Genomic DNA, 15,716 nt, shown 5'->3' with positions numbered 1-15,716 from the left:
CGTGCGGAAGCATCCTCTCGGCGCAATCAGCTACTTTACCGCTCCGCCCGGCTCCCGCGCTAGTTGACCGCGGCGCGTCCCATCCGCACCGCGGTCACTGCCCGCGCGGTCAGCTGTTCTGGCTCTCCGCGGAGGCCGGCTCCACCGGAACGGGTGCGCTACGTCCGGCCTCGCGCGCCGCTCCGTCGCTTTCCAGCCGCGGATCCTCCGATGAGGGGACCACCATGACCGGGCCTGAGGCGTGCAGCAGAACACCTGATGAGGTCGACCCCAGCAGCGTGGCCGCAATGGCGCCGCGTCCGCGTGTGCCGACCACGGTCAGCTGAGCACCTTTGGTCTCTTCGCGCAGCACCTCGATGGGCAGCCCGTCCGTCACGCTGGCGGTGATGACCAGATGGTCAAAGTGCCGCGAAAGCCACCGCACCTGGACCTCCAGCCGGTCCTCCAGCTCCCGACGACGCCGTACGGTCACCTCCCAGTCATCCCGGGGTCCCAGCTCCGGGTACCACAGCAGCGCCGCATCCAGCGGCGGAACGGCCATCACGACCCGCAGCGCCACACCACGCGAGACCGCGGCCTCGGCCGCCTTCAGCGCCGCAACGCGGGAGCCGGTGGATCCGTCGATTCCCACCACGACCGGACGGTCGTCCTCGACCTGGAACCTCTCGGCGCCGGTGCCCTCCTTGGGGTGGTAGGAACGGTCCACCACCACCGTGGGGCATTCGGCGTGGGCGGGGAGGGCAGAGGACACCGAGCCGAGGACCCGACCGATAAAGCCGCCACGTCCTCGCGCGCCCACCGCGGCCATCTCTGCGTTGGAGGAGTGGGCCACCAGCACCCCCGCGGCGTCCCCGTACTCCACCCGGTAGCTCACGTCTCCGGAATAACCCTCCAGATAGTCCCGCGCCTGCTCAAGCACATCCTCCGCTCCGCGGCGGGCCAGGGTGTCCCCGGTGATCTCAGCGCCGGGATCTCCCCAGCCGGAGACCGCTGGTGGCACGGTGAATGCAGTGATGATGCTCAGTGGAAGTCCTCGACGCTGGGCCTCCACCGCCGCCCAGTGCAGGGCGCGCCGGGCATGGTCAGAGCCGTCGAAGCCCACGAGGACCCCAAGTGATCGTGTGCTGGCCGAAGCCGAAGGATTGTGTGCCGTGTCTGTGGCCACGCGAACCTCCCAAAGGTGAGTGACCGGAAGACCCCGTTGTCTCCCGGTAAGGGCAGGCTAGCAGTGGCTCACGTCACAGTACAGGTTTGATCTGCGGGTTAGATCGAATTCAGTCCCGAGCGCGGCGTCTCGAGCTACGCGTCATGACGCTGAGCACTGCTGGGCGCCGGAGAAGAGCTCGCCGTGAAGCAGGTAGTCCTCCACGCGCTCTACCACGCAGTCGTGGCCGGGCCGGTAGGCAATGTGCCCCTCGCCCTCGAAGATCAGCAGGGAGGATTCGGGAACCAGTTCGTGCATGTGCTCAGCCCACTGCACGGGGGTGGCCGGGTCTCCCGTGGTGCCGATGAACAGGACCTCGTCAACCCCGTCAAGCTCAGGCTCCCACGGTTCGTTGACCGGCTCGTGGGGCCACTCGGCGCACAGCACACCGCTGTGCCCCAGGTACGGACCGAAGGTGGGAGCGGCGTCAACCATCTCTTCGTACTCCGCCTCGATCTGCTCCTGCGTCTCGGCCATGGGGTAATCCAGGCACATGACCCCTCGGAAGGCCCAGGTGTTGATCCAGTCGTAAGTGCCATCGCTGCCCCGTCCGGCCTGCTGGTCGGCCAGGAATTGGAAGGCGTAGTAGTCCTGCTCTTCGAGAGCGGCGTTGAGCGCCTGCAGCAGGATGGGCCAACCCTCCGGGACATACATCGGCGTGATGAAGCCGCTGACCAGGGTGGAGACATTCATGGTGCGGCCGTCCGGGGCCGTCACCGGTTCCTCGCTGATCTGCTCAAAAAGACCCTGAACGGTGCTGACAACCTCATCAGGAGATGCTGCGGGGCAGCTTTCCTGCTCCACGCACCACTCGGAGAAGCCCTCCAGTGCCGTCTCGAATCCCACGGCCTGTGCCAGGGACAGCTCATGGGCCGGTACGGTCACATCCACCATGGAGTCCAGCACAAAGCGGCCTACCCGCTCGGGGTGCTCCTGGGCGTAGGCCAGCCCGAGCTTGGTCCCGTAGGAGAAGCCCAGGTAGTGCAGCTGCTGCTCGCCCAGGGCGGCGCGGAGGATGTCCATGTCACGAGCGGCAGAGAACGTATCTACGTGGGCAAGGATCTCACCGCTGCGCTGGGCACACTGCTCGCCGAGCTCGCGGGCCTGTTCCTGGGCTTCGGCGTAGGCGGCGTCGTCGTCGAGGTCCTCCTCCGTGACCTGCTGACGGTACTGATCCATCTCCTCATCGCTCATACAGGTCAGACCCTCGGAGCGGTAGACGCCTCGGGGATCAAAGCCCACCAGGTTGTAGCTCTCGCGCAGCTCGTCGGTGAACATTGCGGAGGCGTAGTCCGCCACGATGTCCACGCCGGACTCGCCCGGACCACCCGGGTTGGTCAGCAGGTACGGCTGATCCTGTTCCACGGAGTCCGCGACCAGCTCGATCTCGATCTCTCCACCCTCGGGATCGTCATAGTCCAGCGGGACCCGGACAGTGGCGCAGTGCTCGGCGTCGTCGCATTCCTGCCAGTCCACCTGCTGGTCATAGAACTCCTGAAGCTCCGGAGAGGGAGGCTCATCTGCCGGGGGTGCGTCGACGTCGTCGTGCCCCTGCGCTCCAGCCTCCGGCTCAGCCGTCCCGTGACCAGTTTCTGGGGAGAGCGTTCCCTCCGGCTGAGGCTCGGTGTCCTCTCCGGTGCCGCAGGCGCTGAGCAGCAGCGCAGCGGCGAGGGCGGCCCCCAGGGCGGGACGGGTGGAATCAGGCAGCACGGCTTCTCCTCGGGATCAGGGTCATCATCAGTGCCTCAACCGCCAGCAGCGGCGGAACGTTCTGTCCGATGCGCACGCGCGCGGTGCTCAGCGCATCCAAGCAGCCCAGGGCCTGCTCGGCGCTGAGCAGGTCGGCATACTCACTCAGCTCCTGGCGCAGGTGTTCGTTGACCAGCTCGACGCCGGCCTCCAGCTTCAGGCTGAGCACGTCCCGGTAGACTGCGGTCAGGTCGATCAGGGTCCGATCGAGCGCATCGGTCACCGCACGTTTGGCCCGCCGGGCGCTCTCCTCCTCCAGCCGCTTGAACTGAGCGCGCAGCTTCGGCGGGATCTTCTCCTCGGGCTCCAGCCCCAGGGAACGGCGGAGCCCGGCCTGCTCCTGGGCCAGGCGAGCCTCGGACTCCGCCTCGGCGTCAGCCTGGGCATTGGCGACCAGCTCACCGGCCGCGAGCACCGCGGCGGAGGCCGAGCGGACCTTCAGGGGAAGGGAGACCACCTGCTCCCGGCGTCGTCGCGCTTCTTCATCCCGGGCCAGCCTGCGGGCCACCCCAATGTGGCTCTGTGAGACGCGTGCGGCAAAGGCAGCCTGCTGCTCGTTGAGCCCGTCCCGGGCGACCAGCAGCTGGGCCACCGCGTCGGCGGGTGGAATGCGCAGGCTCACGTGCCGGCACCTGGAGCGAATGGTCACCAGCACATCTGCCGGGGAGGGCGCGCAGAGCACCCAGATGGTCTGCGGCGGTGGTTCTTCGATGGCCTTCAGGAGCACATTCGTGGCGCGTTCGGTCATGCGGTCGGCGTCCTCCATCACGATCACGCGCCAGCGGGCGCCCTGGGGGCGGTCCTGGGCGGTGGTGACGAGCTCGCGGACATCCTCAATCCGGTAGCTGACGTTCTCGGTGGAGACCAGCGAGACCGCCGGGTGGGAACCGGCAGCCACCAGGGAGCACGAGCGGCACTGGCCGCAGCCGGGCGCCTCGGGAGCGCGCTCACAATTCAGCGCGGCGGCAAAGGCCCGGGCCGCATTGGAGCGTCCGGAGCCCGGCGGACCGGTGAACAGCCAGGCGTGAGTGGGGGTCGACGACGACGCCGCCGTGCGCAGCTGCTGGACCTGGGCATCCTGCCCCACCAGTTCGGAGAAGACGTCTTGGCTCACGGCGGTCACAGCAGAGCCTCCACGCGCTCGCGGATCAAGGAGTGAATGGCCTCGACCGAGTCCTCGGCGTCCAGGATCAGGTAGCGCTGTGGCTCGGCGGCTGCGCGCGCCAGGAAAGCCTCGCGCAGCCGGGCGTGGAAGTCGGCGTCAGAGGACTCGATGCGGTCCTCGCCGCCGGTGCGCCCGGCCCGCCGAGCCCGAGCCCGCTCGGGGTCCACATCCAGCACCACGGTCAGGTCCGGTTGCAGGCCCTCGGTGGCCCAGTCGTTCAGCTGGGCGATGTCCTCGGTGCCCAGTCCGCGGCCGGCGCCCTGGTAGGCCACGGAGGAGTCGATGTATCGATCACAGAGGACGACGCTGCCGGCCTGGAGGGCTGGGCGAATGGTCTGGGTGACGTGAGCGGCGCGCGAGGCCGCAAAGAGCAGCGCCTCGGTGCGCGGGTCGACCTCTCCTTGGTCGTGCTCCAGCAGCAGGCTGCGGATGCGCTCGCCGATCTGGGTGCCGCCGGGTTCGCGAGTGCGCACCACGGTGCGCCCGGATTCGCTGAGCCACTGGTGGAGTATGCCGAGCTGCGTGGTCTTTCCGGACCCGTCACCGCCCTCAAGGGCGATGAACACTCCCGGGGTTCGGCTTATCTGCTCAGTCACCCGACCAGCCTACCGGGGGTGGGGGACACGGGCAGTAAAGTGGTGCACATGGGAACAGCGTCTGTGATTACGACCCTTGCCTCAAGTCCGCTCTGGAATGCGGTCCGGCTCACCGAGGGGCTCCTGATGAGCGCCTTCTCGCTGGTGTGTCTGATCCTGGCGGTGGTTGCTCTGGTCAAGTGCCTGCCCAAGAGGGCTGAGCGCTTTGACGTCGCCTTCAAGCGCACCAAGGGCTTCTGGCTGGGCATGACCGGTGGTGCCTGCGTGCTGGCGCTGTTCGGATTCCTGGGAGCCGGTCCCTTTGGCCTGCTGTTCCCTGTGGCCGCCGCCTGCATGGCCCTGGTCTACCTCACCGACGTGGACCCCGAAGTCTCCTGAAGACGCAAGCCTCCTGAAGACGCTGTCCAGCTCCTGACTTGCCCGACCGAATACCCCTGACGATGAAAGGGACCTCCCATGGCCTATGACCTGATTCTGCTCCGCCACGGACAGAGCGACTGGAACCAGAAGAACCTCTTCACCGGATGGGTGGACGTCCAGCTGACCGAGCAGGGGCGTGCCGAGGCTGCTCGCGGTGGTGAGCTGCTCAAGGAGCACAACCTGCTGCCCGACGTCGTCCACACCTCGCTGCTGCAGCGCGCCATCACCACCGCACATCTGGCGCTGGAGGCCGCTGACCGCCTGTGGATCCCGGTCAAGCGCGACTGGCGCTTGAACGAGCGTCACTACGGTGCACTCCAGGGTAAGGACAAGACCCAGGTGCGCGAGACCTACGGTGACGAGCAGTTCATGACCTGGCGCCGGTCCTACGACACTCCGCCGCCGGCCATCGACGCCGACGACGAGTACTCCCAGGCTGGCGATCCCCGCTATGCGGACCTCGGCGATGCCGCGCCGCAGACTGAGTGCCTGAAGGACGTCGTCGAGCGCTTTGTGCCCTACTTCGAGTCCGAGGTCCAGGCTGATCTGACCTCCGGCAAGACCGTGCTGCTGGCCGCTCACGGTAACTCGCTTCGCGCTCTGGTGAAGCACCTCGACGGCATTTCGGATGAGGACATCGCCGGGCTGAACATCCCCACCGGCATTCCGCTGCACTACACACTGGATGAAAACTTCAAGCCCCTGAACCCCGGTGGCACCTACCTGGACCCCGAGGCGGCCAAGGACGCGATCGAGGCGGTGGCCAACCAGGGCAAGAAGTAGCGTCTCGCCCGAGAGGCGGCCTGACGCACTGCTAGCAGCGGCGTGCGCTGAGGAATAGTGTGCCGAAAATGCGGCAACTGGGCTCTGCTGCCCGGAGTTGCTGCAGTTTCGGCACACTTCTTTTCGGGGAGGGGCGCTGCGGCGGTTCGGGTCCTTTCCCCAGCGGGTGGTTTCCGAGGAACGACGCGCGGCAGTGTGGGCCAGTGTGAGCCGTCAGAGGCCACGGGATGCCCGGACGGACAAAGTGGAGATATGCCCCGTCTTCGTCCGCTGCCCCAAGCGCTGCAGGGTCGGTTGTTCACCCGAGCCCAGGCTGTGGCGCTCGGTGTGGCTGATGCGCGGCCGAAGGCGCCCGACGTCGTACGTCTCGCCAGAGCCACTTACCAGCATGTGCCCGCCGCTCAGCCGGGAACAGTGCGACGGGGCGACGCGCTCCCGGTGATGAGCCTCTCTTTGGGTGCTGATGCGAATATCGGGGCACCTGACTGGGACCTTCTGCGGGTCCTGTGTAGGAGAAGTACTGCAGTGTGGGTCAGTCATGTCACCGCCGCGTGGCTCTACGGCCTGCAGCTGCCACACCGGCTGTCGCAGCCCCTGATCGATCTCACCGCTCTCCATCACTGCTTCGGCACCGACTCAAGGGTGCGGCTGCACCGGGTCAAGAGCATGCCCGCCCTTCACGGGATCCGCGGCATTCCGGTCTCGACCCCAGGTCAGCTGTTCGTTGACACGGCGCGCTACCTCAGCCTGAGGGAGCTGGTGTGTCTGGGGGATCAGCTGGTGCGTGAGCCCTATCCGCAATGGGAGCACCGGACCGAGCCCCACATCACCCTGCCGGCCCTGCATGCTGACGTGACCGCCCAGCGAGGCCGGAGAGGGATCGGTCGGGCCCGCATGGCCCTGGAGAGGGTGCGCGTGGGCTCGGATTCGCCGCCGGAGAATCTGATGCGTTTAGCGTTGATCGATGCAGGCCTGCCCGAGCCCCACCTGCACATTCTGCTGAACCCGGCCGACCGCTTCTCTCCCACGGGCGACGCCGGCTACCCGGGTTCGAAACTGGTGATCCAGTACGACGGCGAGGGGCACTTCAACGCCGAGCAGCAGGCCCGGGATCAGCGCAGAAACGCGGCATTCGAGTCAGCCGGATGGCGCGTGGTGCTGGCCAACCGAGTGGATCTGAACCAGAAGTTCCAACCGATGATCCGACGGATCAAGGAGCATCTGTCTCGCAGCACGTAGTTCCCTGCAGTGCTGCCTAGCGCGCACGCAAAAAGTGTGCCGAAACCGCGTCTTCCCGGCTCTGCGGCCCGGAGTTGCTGCAGTTTCGGCACACTTTCTGAACCGACGAGTCTCCGCCGGGGAGGCTCAGGCGTCGGTAGCGACTTCCCACTCGCCGGTCACCAGGTAGTGCACCTTCTTAGCCACGGAGACGCCGTGGTCGCCGAAGCGCTCGAAGTAGCGGCTGGCCAGTGTGCAGTCAGCGGTGGTGGCTGCCGACTGCGTCCACTCGTTGGCGGCGATGGTGGTGAAGACTCCCGCGTGCAGAGCGTTGATCTGCTCGTTCAGGGCGTGAATCTCATGCACCAGCTCCAGGTCACGAGTCTCCAGCAGCTGCACCAGCTTGCGGGCGATCTGCAGGCCGTTTCCGGCCAGCTTCGCGTAGACGTCCTTCAGGGTCTCGGGCGCGACGTGATCGGGATAGCGCAGACGCACCAGCTGAGCGATGTGCCGGGCCAGGTCGCCCATGCGCTCGAGCGAGGTGGACATGCGCAGAGCGCCGACGATCAGTCGCAGGTCACCGGCCACGGGACCCTGGAGGGCCAGCAGCTCGATGGCCTTCTCGTCGAGGTCATGCTGCAGGTTGTCGATGCGCACATCCGCGGCGATCACCTCATCAGCCAGCTGTACATCCGCGGTCTCGAAGGCGGTATAGGCCTTGTCCATCGCCTCCCCGACCAGGGAAGCGATCTCGGTCAGCTGATCACCGAGGTTGTGAAGGTCTTCTTGGAAGAGCTTGCGCACGTTGAGGGTCCTTTCCGGTACGCACAGTTTGCCCTCCCATCCTTGTTGTTTCAGGTGAACGCCGGCTGATAGGACAAGCAACGGGAAGGTGAACTGTAGTTGAACGCTCGACGTCATATCGTCCAATTGGCAACCGAAAGGTGAACGGCGCCCTAAGCTAGACAGTCGTGGACCCTTTGCTCACTGCCGCCCTCGCCGGCGTCGTCGGCCTCGCCGTCGGAGTGCTCGGCATGCACGCCTTTCGTGTCAGCGAAAAGCAGCGCGCGATGGGCATCGACGTGGACGAACCCACCATGCCGGAAGGCGCGACCGAGGTCCTGGCCTCCCTGGGTCTGGCCTACATCGTGGTCGACACCGTGGACGGAGTGGTGAGAGCCAATCCAGCCGCCTATGCGTTCGGACTGGTGCGGGGGCACACCGTGGTCCATTCGCCCATTCTTGAGCTCACCGCGAAGGTACGGGCCGACGGGGTCATCATCGACCAGCAGCTGGAGCTTCCCCGCGGTCTGCAGGGGGAGACCTCGATGGTGGTGCATCTGCGCGTGGCGCCCCTGGGCGACGAGTACATCCTGGTGCTGGCCGATGACCGCACCGAGGTCTCCCGGACCGAGGCAGTTCGCAACGACTTCGTCGCCAACGTCTCTCACGAGCTGAAAACGCCGGTGGGCGCGATCTCGCTGCTGGCCGAGACGATCGAGGACGCCGCCGACGACCCCGAGGCCGTCTCCCGCTTCTCCCAGCGTCTGCACAAGGAGTCCAACCGGCTCGCCGCCCTGGTTCAGGACATCATCGAGCTCTCCCGCGTGCAGGGCAAGAACGTGGTGCACGCAGGACGCCCTGTGGACTTAAACCATGTGATCGCCGAGGCAGTGGATCGCTCCAGGCTTCCCGCTGAGGCCAAGAACATCGACCTGAAAGTCGGCGGACGGCTGCCGCGGCGGGTCCACGGCGACCACGACCAGCTCACGATGGCGTTCCGCAACCTCATCGACAACGCCGTCCGGTACTCCCCGGAGAACACCCGCGTGGGGGTCGGGCTCTCCAGCCGCGACGGCATCGCCCAGGTCACCATCACGGACCAGGGCATCGGCATCGCCCCGGAGAACCAGGAGCGCATCTTTGAGCGCTTCTACCGAGTCGACGCCGCCCGCTCACGTCAGACCGGGGGCACCGGTCTGGGGCTGAGCATCGTCAAGCACGTCATCACCAACCACGGCGGCGAGGTGGCGCTGTGGTCCCAGCCCGGACGGGGCTCGACGTTCACCGTCCGTCTCCCGGAGTTGGAGGAGGGCCTGGATGATCTCACCGGCCTGTCCTCTGCCGAGGGTCTCACCCGCACCCTGACAAGAACTGATGACATCGGAGGAAACGCGTGACCAGGATTCTCATCGTCGAAGACGAGGCCTCCTTCTCCGAGGCGCTCTCGTACACCCTGCAGAAGGAGGGGTACGAGGTCACCGTCGCCGAGGACGGCGTCGAGGCTCTCGAGGTCTTCGACAAGGAAGGCGCAGACCTGGTGCTGCTGGACCTCATGCTTCCAGGCCAGCCCGGCACCGAGGTGTGCCGCCAGATCAGGGCCCGCTCCAATGTGCCCGTGATCATGCTCACCGCCAAGGACTCGGAGATCGACAAGGTGGTGGGCCTGGAGCTCGGCGCCGACGACTACGTCACCAAGCCCTACTCCTCACGAGAACTGCTCGCCCGCGTGCGCGCCGTGCTGCGCCGGCACATTGAACCCGAGTCCGAGGATGCGGCGACCATCTACGCCGGACCGGTTCGTATGGACATCGAGCGCCACATTGTGGAGGTGGGCGGACGCAAGGTGAACCTGCCCCTGAAGGAGTTCGAGCTCCTGGAGATCCTCATGCGCAACGCCGGGCGCGTGCTCACGCGCGGCCAGATCATCGACCGGGTGTGGGGATCGGACTACGTCGGAGACACCAAGACCCTGGATGTGCACGTCAAGCGTCTGCGCACCAAGATTGAAAACGACCCGGCCAAACCCAAGCTGCTCGTCACCGTACGAGGCCTGGGCTATAAGTTCGACGCCTGAGACTGCGCCCCACCGCCTGGAGCAGCACCGTAGACTGGTCGGTGGCCCGAACCGGAGAATGACGAAGGAGCGCGTATGACCAGCGCAGAGTCCACCCAGCCCATCACACGAGCTCTCGTCTCCGTCTATGACAAGACCGGGCTGGAGGATCTGGCCCGCGGACTGCACGAGGCCGGCGTCGAACTGGTTTCCACCGGCTCCACCGCCTCACGCATTGCAGCGGCCGGTGTGCCGGTCACCGAGGTCTCGGAGATCACCGGGTTCCCCGAGTGCCTCGACGGTCGCGTGAAGACTCTGCACCCCCGCGTGCATGCCGGCATTCTGGCTGATCGCCGCCGTGAGGACCACCGCGCCCAGCTCGAGGAGCTCGAGGTGCAGCCCTTCGACCTGGTGGTCGTGAACCTCTACCCCTTCGCCGAGACGGTCGCCTCCGGAGCCTCGGAGGAGGAGATCATCGAGAAGATCGACATCGGCGGACCTTCCATGGTGCGTGCCGCGGCGAAGAACCATGCCTCGGTCGCCGTCGTCGTCGACCCGCTGCGCTACAGCGAGACTGTGGCTGCCGCCAAGGAGGGCGGCTTCACCCTGAGCCAGCGCAAGCGCCTGGCTGCTCTGGCCTTCGCCCACACCGCCGCCTACGACACCGCGGTGGCCCGCTGGACCTCCACCGAGTTCGACGCCGACTCCGCCACTGATGTGCCCAGCACCGCGCCTGCCCCGGGACGCCGGGCCAAGCTGCACTTCCCGCCGTATGCCGGACTGGCCCTGGAGCGGGTTTCCACACTGCGCTACGGCGAGAACTCCCACCAGCCGGCGGCCCTGTACGCCGAGGACGGTGCGGCTCCCGGCATCGCCCAGGCTCAGGTCCTGCACGGCAAAGCGATGAGCTACAACAACTACGTGGATGCTGACGCCGCTGTGCGCACCGCCTACGACTTCGCCCAGCCCGCAGTGGCGATCATCAAACACGCCAACCCGTGCGGTGTGGCCGTGGGGGAGACCATTGCGCAGGCCCATTGCGCCGCCCACGCCTGCGATCCGCTGTCGGCTTTCGGCGGCGTCATCGCGACCAACCGTGAGGTCTCCGCCGAGATGGCACAGACCGTCTCAGAGATCTTCACCGAGGTCATCGCGGCGCCCAGCTTTGCACCGGAGGCCCTGGAGATCCTCACCAAGAAGAAGAACATCCGCCTGCTGCAGCTGGCTGAGGGCCACAGCCGCGACGCCGTGGAGTACAAGCAGATCTCCGGCGGCATGCTGCTGCAGGCCTCCGATGCGATCTCCGCAGAGGGCGACAGCCCCGCGCACTGGAAGCTCGCCGCAGGTACTCCCGCGGACGAGCAGACCCTGGCTGATCTCGAGTTCGCCTGGCGAGCAGTCCGCTCAGTGAAGTCCAATGCCATCCTGCTGGCCCACCAGGGTGCCACCGTGGGCATCGGCATGGGGCAGGTCAACCGCCTGGACTCCTGCCGGCTGGCTGTGCAGCGAGCCAACACCCTGGCCGGTGACGGTGTGGAGCGCGCACGAGGATCCGTGGCGGCGTCGGACGCGTTCTTCCCCTTCGCCGACGGGCTGCAGAGCCTGATCGCCGCCGGCGTGCGAGCAGTCGTCCAGCCCGGGGGATCCCAGCGGGACGAGGAAGTCGTAGCGGCAGCCTCGGAGGCCGGCCTGACCATGTATCTCACCGGAGCCCGTCACTTCTTCCACTGAGCTGGTTCGTGGCCGGGAAACCGCGCCACGCTCTCCACGAGGTGGCCCGCACACCTGCAGCTGCCCGGGTCCCTGACCTCGCGGCTCCCGGTCAGCCGGCGCGGGCCACCACACCTGAAGAATTGGGGTAGGTTAAACCGTATGAGTCGCTCGAGTACCTAGCCCCGCGGCGCAGGCCTGTCCAGGTCACGGTGCCGCATGGGGCACCGCATGACCGCCGCAGACCTCGACCTTCCATACCTAGGGGTGGTGTTCGATGACCGAACAGCTCGACGACCTGGCAGATCTGATCCGCAATGAGCGCCTTCGCGACTTGCGCGTGGCCCTTGATGAGCTCAATACGGGCGACATCGTCGACTTCCTCGAGCGCCTCGGGGTCAAGGACCGTGCCGTGGCCTTCAGGCTGCTGCCCAAGGACACCGCTGTCGAAGTCTTCGACATGCTGGACCAGTCACTGCAGCACGAGATCATCGAGGGGCTGAAGGACTCCGACGTCGCCCACTTCTTCGAGTCCCTGGACCCGGATGACCGAGTCCGTCTGATGGATGAGATGCCGGCCTCGGTGGCGCGCAAGATGCTGCGCCACCTGGATCCGCGCGAACGGTCGCTGACCAACATCGTCCTGGGCTACCCCTCGGGCACCATCGGGCGCGAGATGAGCCCGGAGTTTGTGGCGATTCCCGAGCACTGGTCGGTGGAGCAGGCCATGGAGAAGGTCCGCCGTGCCGGAGTAGACGCCGAGACCATCTACACCCTGCCCGTCGTGGACCGGCAGCGTCTGCTCAAAGGCGTGGTGTCTCTGCGCGATCTGGTCAGCTCCGAAGGCCACACCGCGATCTCCGAGCTGATGATGGAAGCCGACTCAGTCGACGCCGACCACGACGCCGAAGATGCAGCCCGTATGTGCGCGGATCGTAAGCACCTGGCGATGCCGGTCACCGACAAGGAGCATCGCGTGGTGGGCATCTTCACGGTCGACGACGCCCTGGACATCATCGAGCGCGCTGAGAACGAGGACGCCGCCCGCCATGGTGGCGCGGAGCCGCTGAACCGCCCCTACCTCTCCACTCCGGTGCTGACGATTATGCGCTCCCGCATTGTGTGGCTCATGGTCCTGGCGCTGGGCGCGACCCTGACCGTACAGGTGCTCGACAGCTTCGAGGCCACCCTGGAGGAGGCGGTGGTGCTTGCGCTGTTCGTGCCGCTGCTGATTGGTACCGGCGGTAACACCGGAAACCAGGCCGCCACCACGGTGACCCGCGCTCTTGCCTTGGGCGACGTGCAGACCCGAGACGTTTTCAAAGTCCTCTGGCGTGAGGTGCGGGTGGGCATCACTCTAGGCTCTGCCCTCGGAGTGCTGGGTCTGCTGCTGGTGGGGTGGCGGTGGGACTGGCCCACCGGAGCCGTCATCGGGCTGACGCTGGTGGCCATCTGTACCCTCGCGGCCTCCGCGGGCGGCATGATGCCGATTCTGGGCAAGAAGCTGGGTGCCGATCCCGCCGTCTTCGCCAACCCCTTCATCTCCACGTTCGTGGACGCCACGGGACTCATCGTCTACTTCATGATCGCCCGGGCGGTGCTGGGACTCTGATGCCGGCAGGGGAGCGCTTCCTGGCCCAGGACCAAACGTTGATAGGTTTGGACCAAGAGAACTTCTGTTGAACGACCACATCGACCTCGAGGGAGATGCCTGAATCTAATGGCAAAAATCATCTACACCAACACCGATGAAGCACCCATGCTGGCGACCTTCTCGCTGAAGCCGATCGTTGAAGCCTTCGCCTCCACCGCCGGCGTCGAGGTGGAGACTCGCGACATCTCCCTGGCAGGGCGCATCATCTCCCAGTTCCCGGAGTACCTCACCGAGGACCAGCGCGAGGCTGATGCCCTCGCCGAACTGGGTGAGCTGGCCAAGACCCCCGAGGCCAACATCATCAAGCTGCCTAACATCTCCGCCTCCGTGCCGCAGCTGAAGGCCGCCGTGGCCGAGCTGCAGGCCAAGGGCTACGCGCTGCCCGACTACCCCGAGTCGCCCTCCACTGACGAGGAGCGCGAGATTCGCGCCCGCTACGACAAGGTCAAGGGCTCCGCTGTGAACCCGGTGCTGCGCGAGGGCAACTCCGACCGCCGTGCGCCGGAGTCCATCAAGTCCTACGTCCGGGCCAACCCCCACCGTATGGGTGAGTGGAGTGCAGACTCCAAGACCGAGGTCGCGACCATGGGTGCCGATGACTTCGCCTCCAACGAGCAGTCGGTGATCCTCGAGGCCGAGGACACCCTGACCATCCAGCACGTGGCGGCTGACGGTACGGTCACCGCCCTGAAGGAGGGGCTGAAGGTCCAGGCCGGTGAAGTGGTGGACGGCACCGTGATGCGGGCCGCTGCCCTGGACGGCTTCCTGGCCGAGCAGGTCCAGCGCGCCAAGGACAACGACGTACTGTTCTCCGCACACCTGAAGGCCACCATGATGAAGGTCTCAGACCCCATCATCTTCGGTCACATCGTCAAGGCTTTCTTCCCCACCCTGTTCGAGAAGTTCGGCGACCAGCTGGCTGAGGCAGGCCTCTCTGCCAACGACGGTCTGGCCTCCATCCTCACCGGCGCTGAGAAGCTCGGTGAGACCGGCGAGGCCATCAAGGCTGAGTACAAGAAGGCTCTGGAAGAGGGCCCGCGCATGTCCATGGTCGACGACGCCAAGGGCATCACCAACCTTCACGTGCCCTCCGACGTCATCGTGGACGCCTCCATGCCCGCCATGATCCGCAACGGCGGCAAAGTCTGGGGCCCCAGCGGTGAAACCGATGACACCCTGGCCGTGATTCCGGATTCCAGCTACGCCGGCGTCTACCAGGCCGTCATCGACGACTGCAAGGCCAACGGTGCCTTCGACCCCACCACCATGGGCACCGTCCCCAACGTGGGACTCATGGCGCAGAAGGCTGAGGAGTACGGCTCCCACGACAAGACCTTCGAAATTGACGCTGCCGGCACCGTGCAGGTGATCAACACCGCCGGTGACGTCCTCATTGAGCACACTGTTGAGCCGGGCGACATCTGGCGCGCCTGCCAGACCAAGGACGCCCCGATCCAGGACTGGGTCAAGCTGGCTGTGACCCGCGCCCGGGAGACCGGTGCGCCTGCAGTCTTCTGGCTGGATGAGAACCGTGCCCATGACGCGAACCTCATCTCCAAGGTCAAGACCTACCTGGCCGACCACAACACTGAGGGCCTGACCATTGAGATCCTCAACCCGGTCGAGGCCACCAAGTACTCGGTCGAGCGCATCCGACGCGGCGAGGACACCATCTCGGTGACCGGTAACGTGCTGCGCGACTACCTCACCGACCTCTTCCCGATCCTGGAGCTGGGCACCTCCGCCAAGATGCTCTCCATCGTGCCGCTGATGGCGGGCGGCGGCCTCTTCGAGACCGGTGCCGGCGGATCCGCCCCTAAGCACGTACAGCAGCTGGTCAGCGAGAACTATCTGCGCTGGGACTCCCTGGGTGAGTTCTTCGCCCTGGTGCCCTCCCTGCAGAAGTACGCTGAACAGGCTGATGCGCCCAAGGCAAAGGTCCTGGCCAGCGCGCTGGACCGTGCTACCGCCACGTTCCTCATGGAGAACCGCTCCCCGGGGCGCAAGCTGGGCACCATCGATAACCGGGGCTCGCACTTCTACCTGGCGCTGTACTGGGCGCAGGAACTTGCCCAGCAGACCGAGGACACCGAGCTGGCTTCCACCTTCGCTCCCGTTGCCGAGGCACTGACCTCCCACGAGGAGAAGATTGTCGAGGAACTGCTGGCAGTTCAGGGCAGCGAGGCGGACATCGACGGCTATTACCGCCCCGATGAGGCCAAGACTGCTGCCGTCATGCGGCCCTCGCCGACCTTCAACGCCGTGATCGACGGCCTGAAGAAGTAATGGTCTTCTGACGAGACAGACCTAGAAAAGTCCCCGGGAAGCGAGTCTTCCCGGGGACTTTTCTGTTCCGCGCGTTTCTGACCTGGAGCGATGCA

General features: G+C 66.2%; 13 protein-coding genes. 8 read left to right on the top strand and 5 right to left on the bottom strand.

Features of this window, described 5'->3' with window-relative positions; genetic code table 11:
- Positions 1-109 precede the first annotated feature (109 nt).
- From RH857_RS02380 to tmk, 4 genes are all read right to left on the bottom strand, one after another.
- A complete protein-coding gene (locus RH857_RS02380; protein ID WP_310536378.1) occupies positions 110-1,165 on the bottom strand; it encodes a universal stress protein in 1,056 nt (351 codons plus the stop codon).
- 141 nt (positions 1,166-1,306) lie between these two features.
- Positions 1,307-2,914, bottom strand: coding sequence for an alpha/beta hydrolase (locus RH857_RS02375; protein ID WP_310536377.1), 1,608 nt, complete (start codon positions 2,912-2,914; stop codon positions 1,307-1,309).
- Positions 2,904-4,076, bottom strand: coding sequence for a DNA polymerase III subunit delta' (locus tag RH857_RS02370; protein ID WP_310536376.1), 1,173 nt, complete (start codon positions 4,074-4,076; stop codon positions 2,904-2,906). Before RH857_RS02370 ends, RH857_RS02375 begins: the two co-directional genes overlap by 11 nt.
- Positions 4,073-4,714 carry a dTMP kinase gene (gene tmk, locus RH857_RS02365; RefSeq protein WP_310536375.1) on the bottom strand — a complete coding sequence of 214 codons (642 nt, stop codon included), beginning with the start codon at positions 4,712-4,714 and terminating at the stop codon, positions 4,073-4,075. The genes RH857_RS02370 and tmk overlap by 4 nt, the downstream gene beginning before the upstream one ends.
- Positions 4,715-4,762: 48 nt before the next feature.
- On the opposite strand from tmk, the gene RH857_RS02360 reads away from it, so the two are divergent.
- The 3 genes from RH857_RS02360 to RH857_RS02350 all read left to right on the top strand — a co-directional run bounded on the left by RH857_RS02360 (position 4,763) and on the right by RH857_RS02350 (position 7,156).
- Positions 4,763-5,092, top strand: a complete 330-nt coding sequence (locus RH857_RS02360) for a DUF2516 family protein (protein ID WP_310536374.1) — start codon at positions 4,763-4,765, stop codon at positions 5,090-5,092.
- Positions 5,093-5,170: 78 nt separating this feature from the next.
- Positions 5,171-5,917: a phosphoglyceromutase gene (locus tag RH857_RS02355; protein ID WP_310536373.1), complete on the top strand. Its 747-nt coding sequence runs from the start codon at positions 5,171-5,173 to the stop codon at positions 5,915-5,917.
- Between the two features lie 252 nt (positions 5,918-6,169).
- Positions 6,170-7,156, top strand: coding sequence for a hypothetical protein (locus RH857_RS02350; protein WP_310536372.1), 987 nt, complete (start codon positions 6,170-6,172; stop codon positions 7,154-7,156).
- Positions 7,157-7,282: 126 nt separating this feature from the next.
- Here RH857_RS02350 and phoU read toward each other — a convergent pair whose 3' ends face one another.
- The gene (gene phoU / locus RH857_RS02345) at positions 7,283-7,939 is read right to left on the bottom strand and encodes a phosphate signaling complex protein PhoU (RefSeq protein WP_310536371.1); all 657 of its coding nucleotides are present in this window, start codon (positions 7,937-7,939) and stop codon (positions 7,283-7,285) included.
- Positions 7,940-8,106: 167 nt separating this feature from the next.
- On the opposite strand from phoU, the gene RH857_RS02340 reads away from it, so the two are divergent.
- From RH857_RS02340 to RH857_RS02320, 5 genes are all read left to right on the top strand, one after another.
- A complete protein-coding gene (locus tag RH857_RS02340) occupies positions 8,107-9,315 on the top strand; it encodes a sensor histidine kinase (RefSeq protein ID WP_310536370.1) in 1,209 nt (402 codons plus the stop codon).
- The gene (locus tag RH857_RS02335) at positions 9,312-9,992 is read left to right on the top strand and encodes a response regulator (protein ID WP_310536369.1); all 681 of its coding nucleotides are present in this window, start codon (positions 9,312-9,314) and stop codon (positions 9,990-9,992) included. The genes RH857_RS02340 and RH857_RS02335 overlap by 4 nt, the downstream gene beginning before the upstream one ends.
- A 75-nt stretch (positions 9,993-10,067) precedes the next feature.
- Positions 10,068-11,702 carry a bifunctional phosphoribosylaminoimidazolecarboxamide formyltransferase/IMP cyclohydrolase gene (gene purH / locus RH857_RS02330; protein WP_310536368.1) on the top strand — a complete coding sequence of 545 codons (1,635 nt, stop codon included), beginning with the start codon at positions 10,068-10,070 and terminating at the stop codon, positions 11,700-11,702.
- A 256-nt stretch (positions 11,703-11,958) separates the two neighbouring features.
- The gene (mgtE, locus tag RH857_RS02325) at positions 11,959-13,293 is read left to right on the top strand and encodes a magnesium transporter (protein WP_310536367.1); all 1,335 of its coding nucleotides are present in this window, start codon (positions 11,959-11,961) and stop codon (positions 13,291-13,293) included.
- Positions 13,294-13,401: 108 nt separating this feature from the next.
- Positions 13,402-15,621 carry an NADP-dependent isocitrate dehydrogenase gene (locus RH857_RS02320; RefSeq protein ID WP_310536366.1) on the top strand — a complete coding sequence of 740 codons (2,220 nt, stop codon included), beginning with the start codon at positions 13,402-13,404 and terminating at the stop codon, positions 15,619-15,621.
- Positions 15,622-15,716: the final 95 nt, after the last annotated feature.

Source organism: Nesterenkonia flava, assembly GCF_031432335.1.
GTDB classification, from domain to species: domain Bacteria; phylum Actinomycetota; class Actinomycetes; order Actinomycetales; family Micrococcaceae; genus Nesterenkonia; species Nesterenkonia flava.
Note: the sequence above shows the minus strand (reverse complement) of the source record. Positions and strands in the feature narration are given on the sequence as shown.

Bases quoted from the DNA above. Each gene is read 5' to 3' on its own strand.
- RH857_RS02360 (WP_310536374.1), top strand. From the start codon at position 4,763: ATGGGAACAGCGTCTGTGATTACGACCCTTGCCTCAAGTCCGCTCTGG.
- RH857_RS02355 (WP_310536373.1), top strand. From the start codon at position 5,171: ATGGCCTATGACCTGATTCTGCTCCGCCACGGACAGAGCGACTGGAAC.
- RH857_RS02350 (WP_310536372.1), top strand. From the start codon at position 6,170: ATGCCCCGTCTTCGTCCGCTGCCCCAAGCGCTGCAGGGTCGGTTGTTC.
- purH (WP_310536368.1), top strand. From the start codon at position 10,068: ATGACCAGCGCAGAGTCCACCCAGCCCATCACACGAGCTCTCGTCTCC.
- mgtE (WP_310536367.1), top strand. From the start codon at position 11,959: ATGACCGAACAGCTCGACGACCTGGCAGATCTGATCCGCAATGAGCGC.
- RH857_RS02320 (WP_310536366.1), top strand. From the start codon at position 13,402: ATGGCAAAAATCATCTACACCAACACCGATGAAGCACCCATGCTGGCG.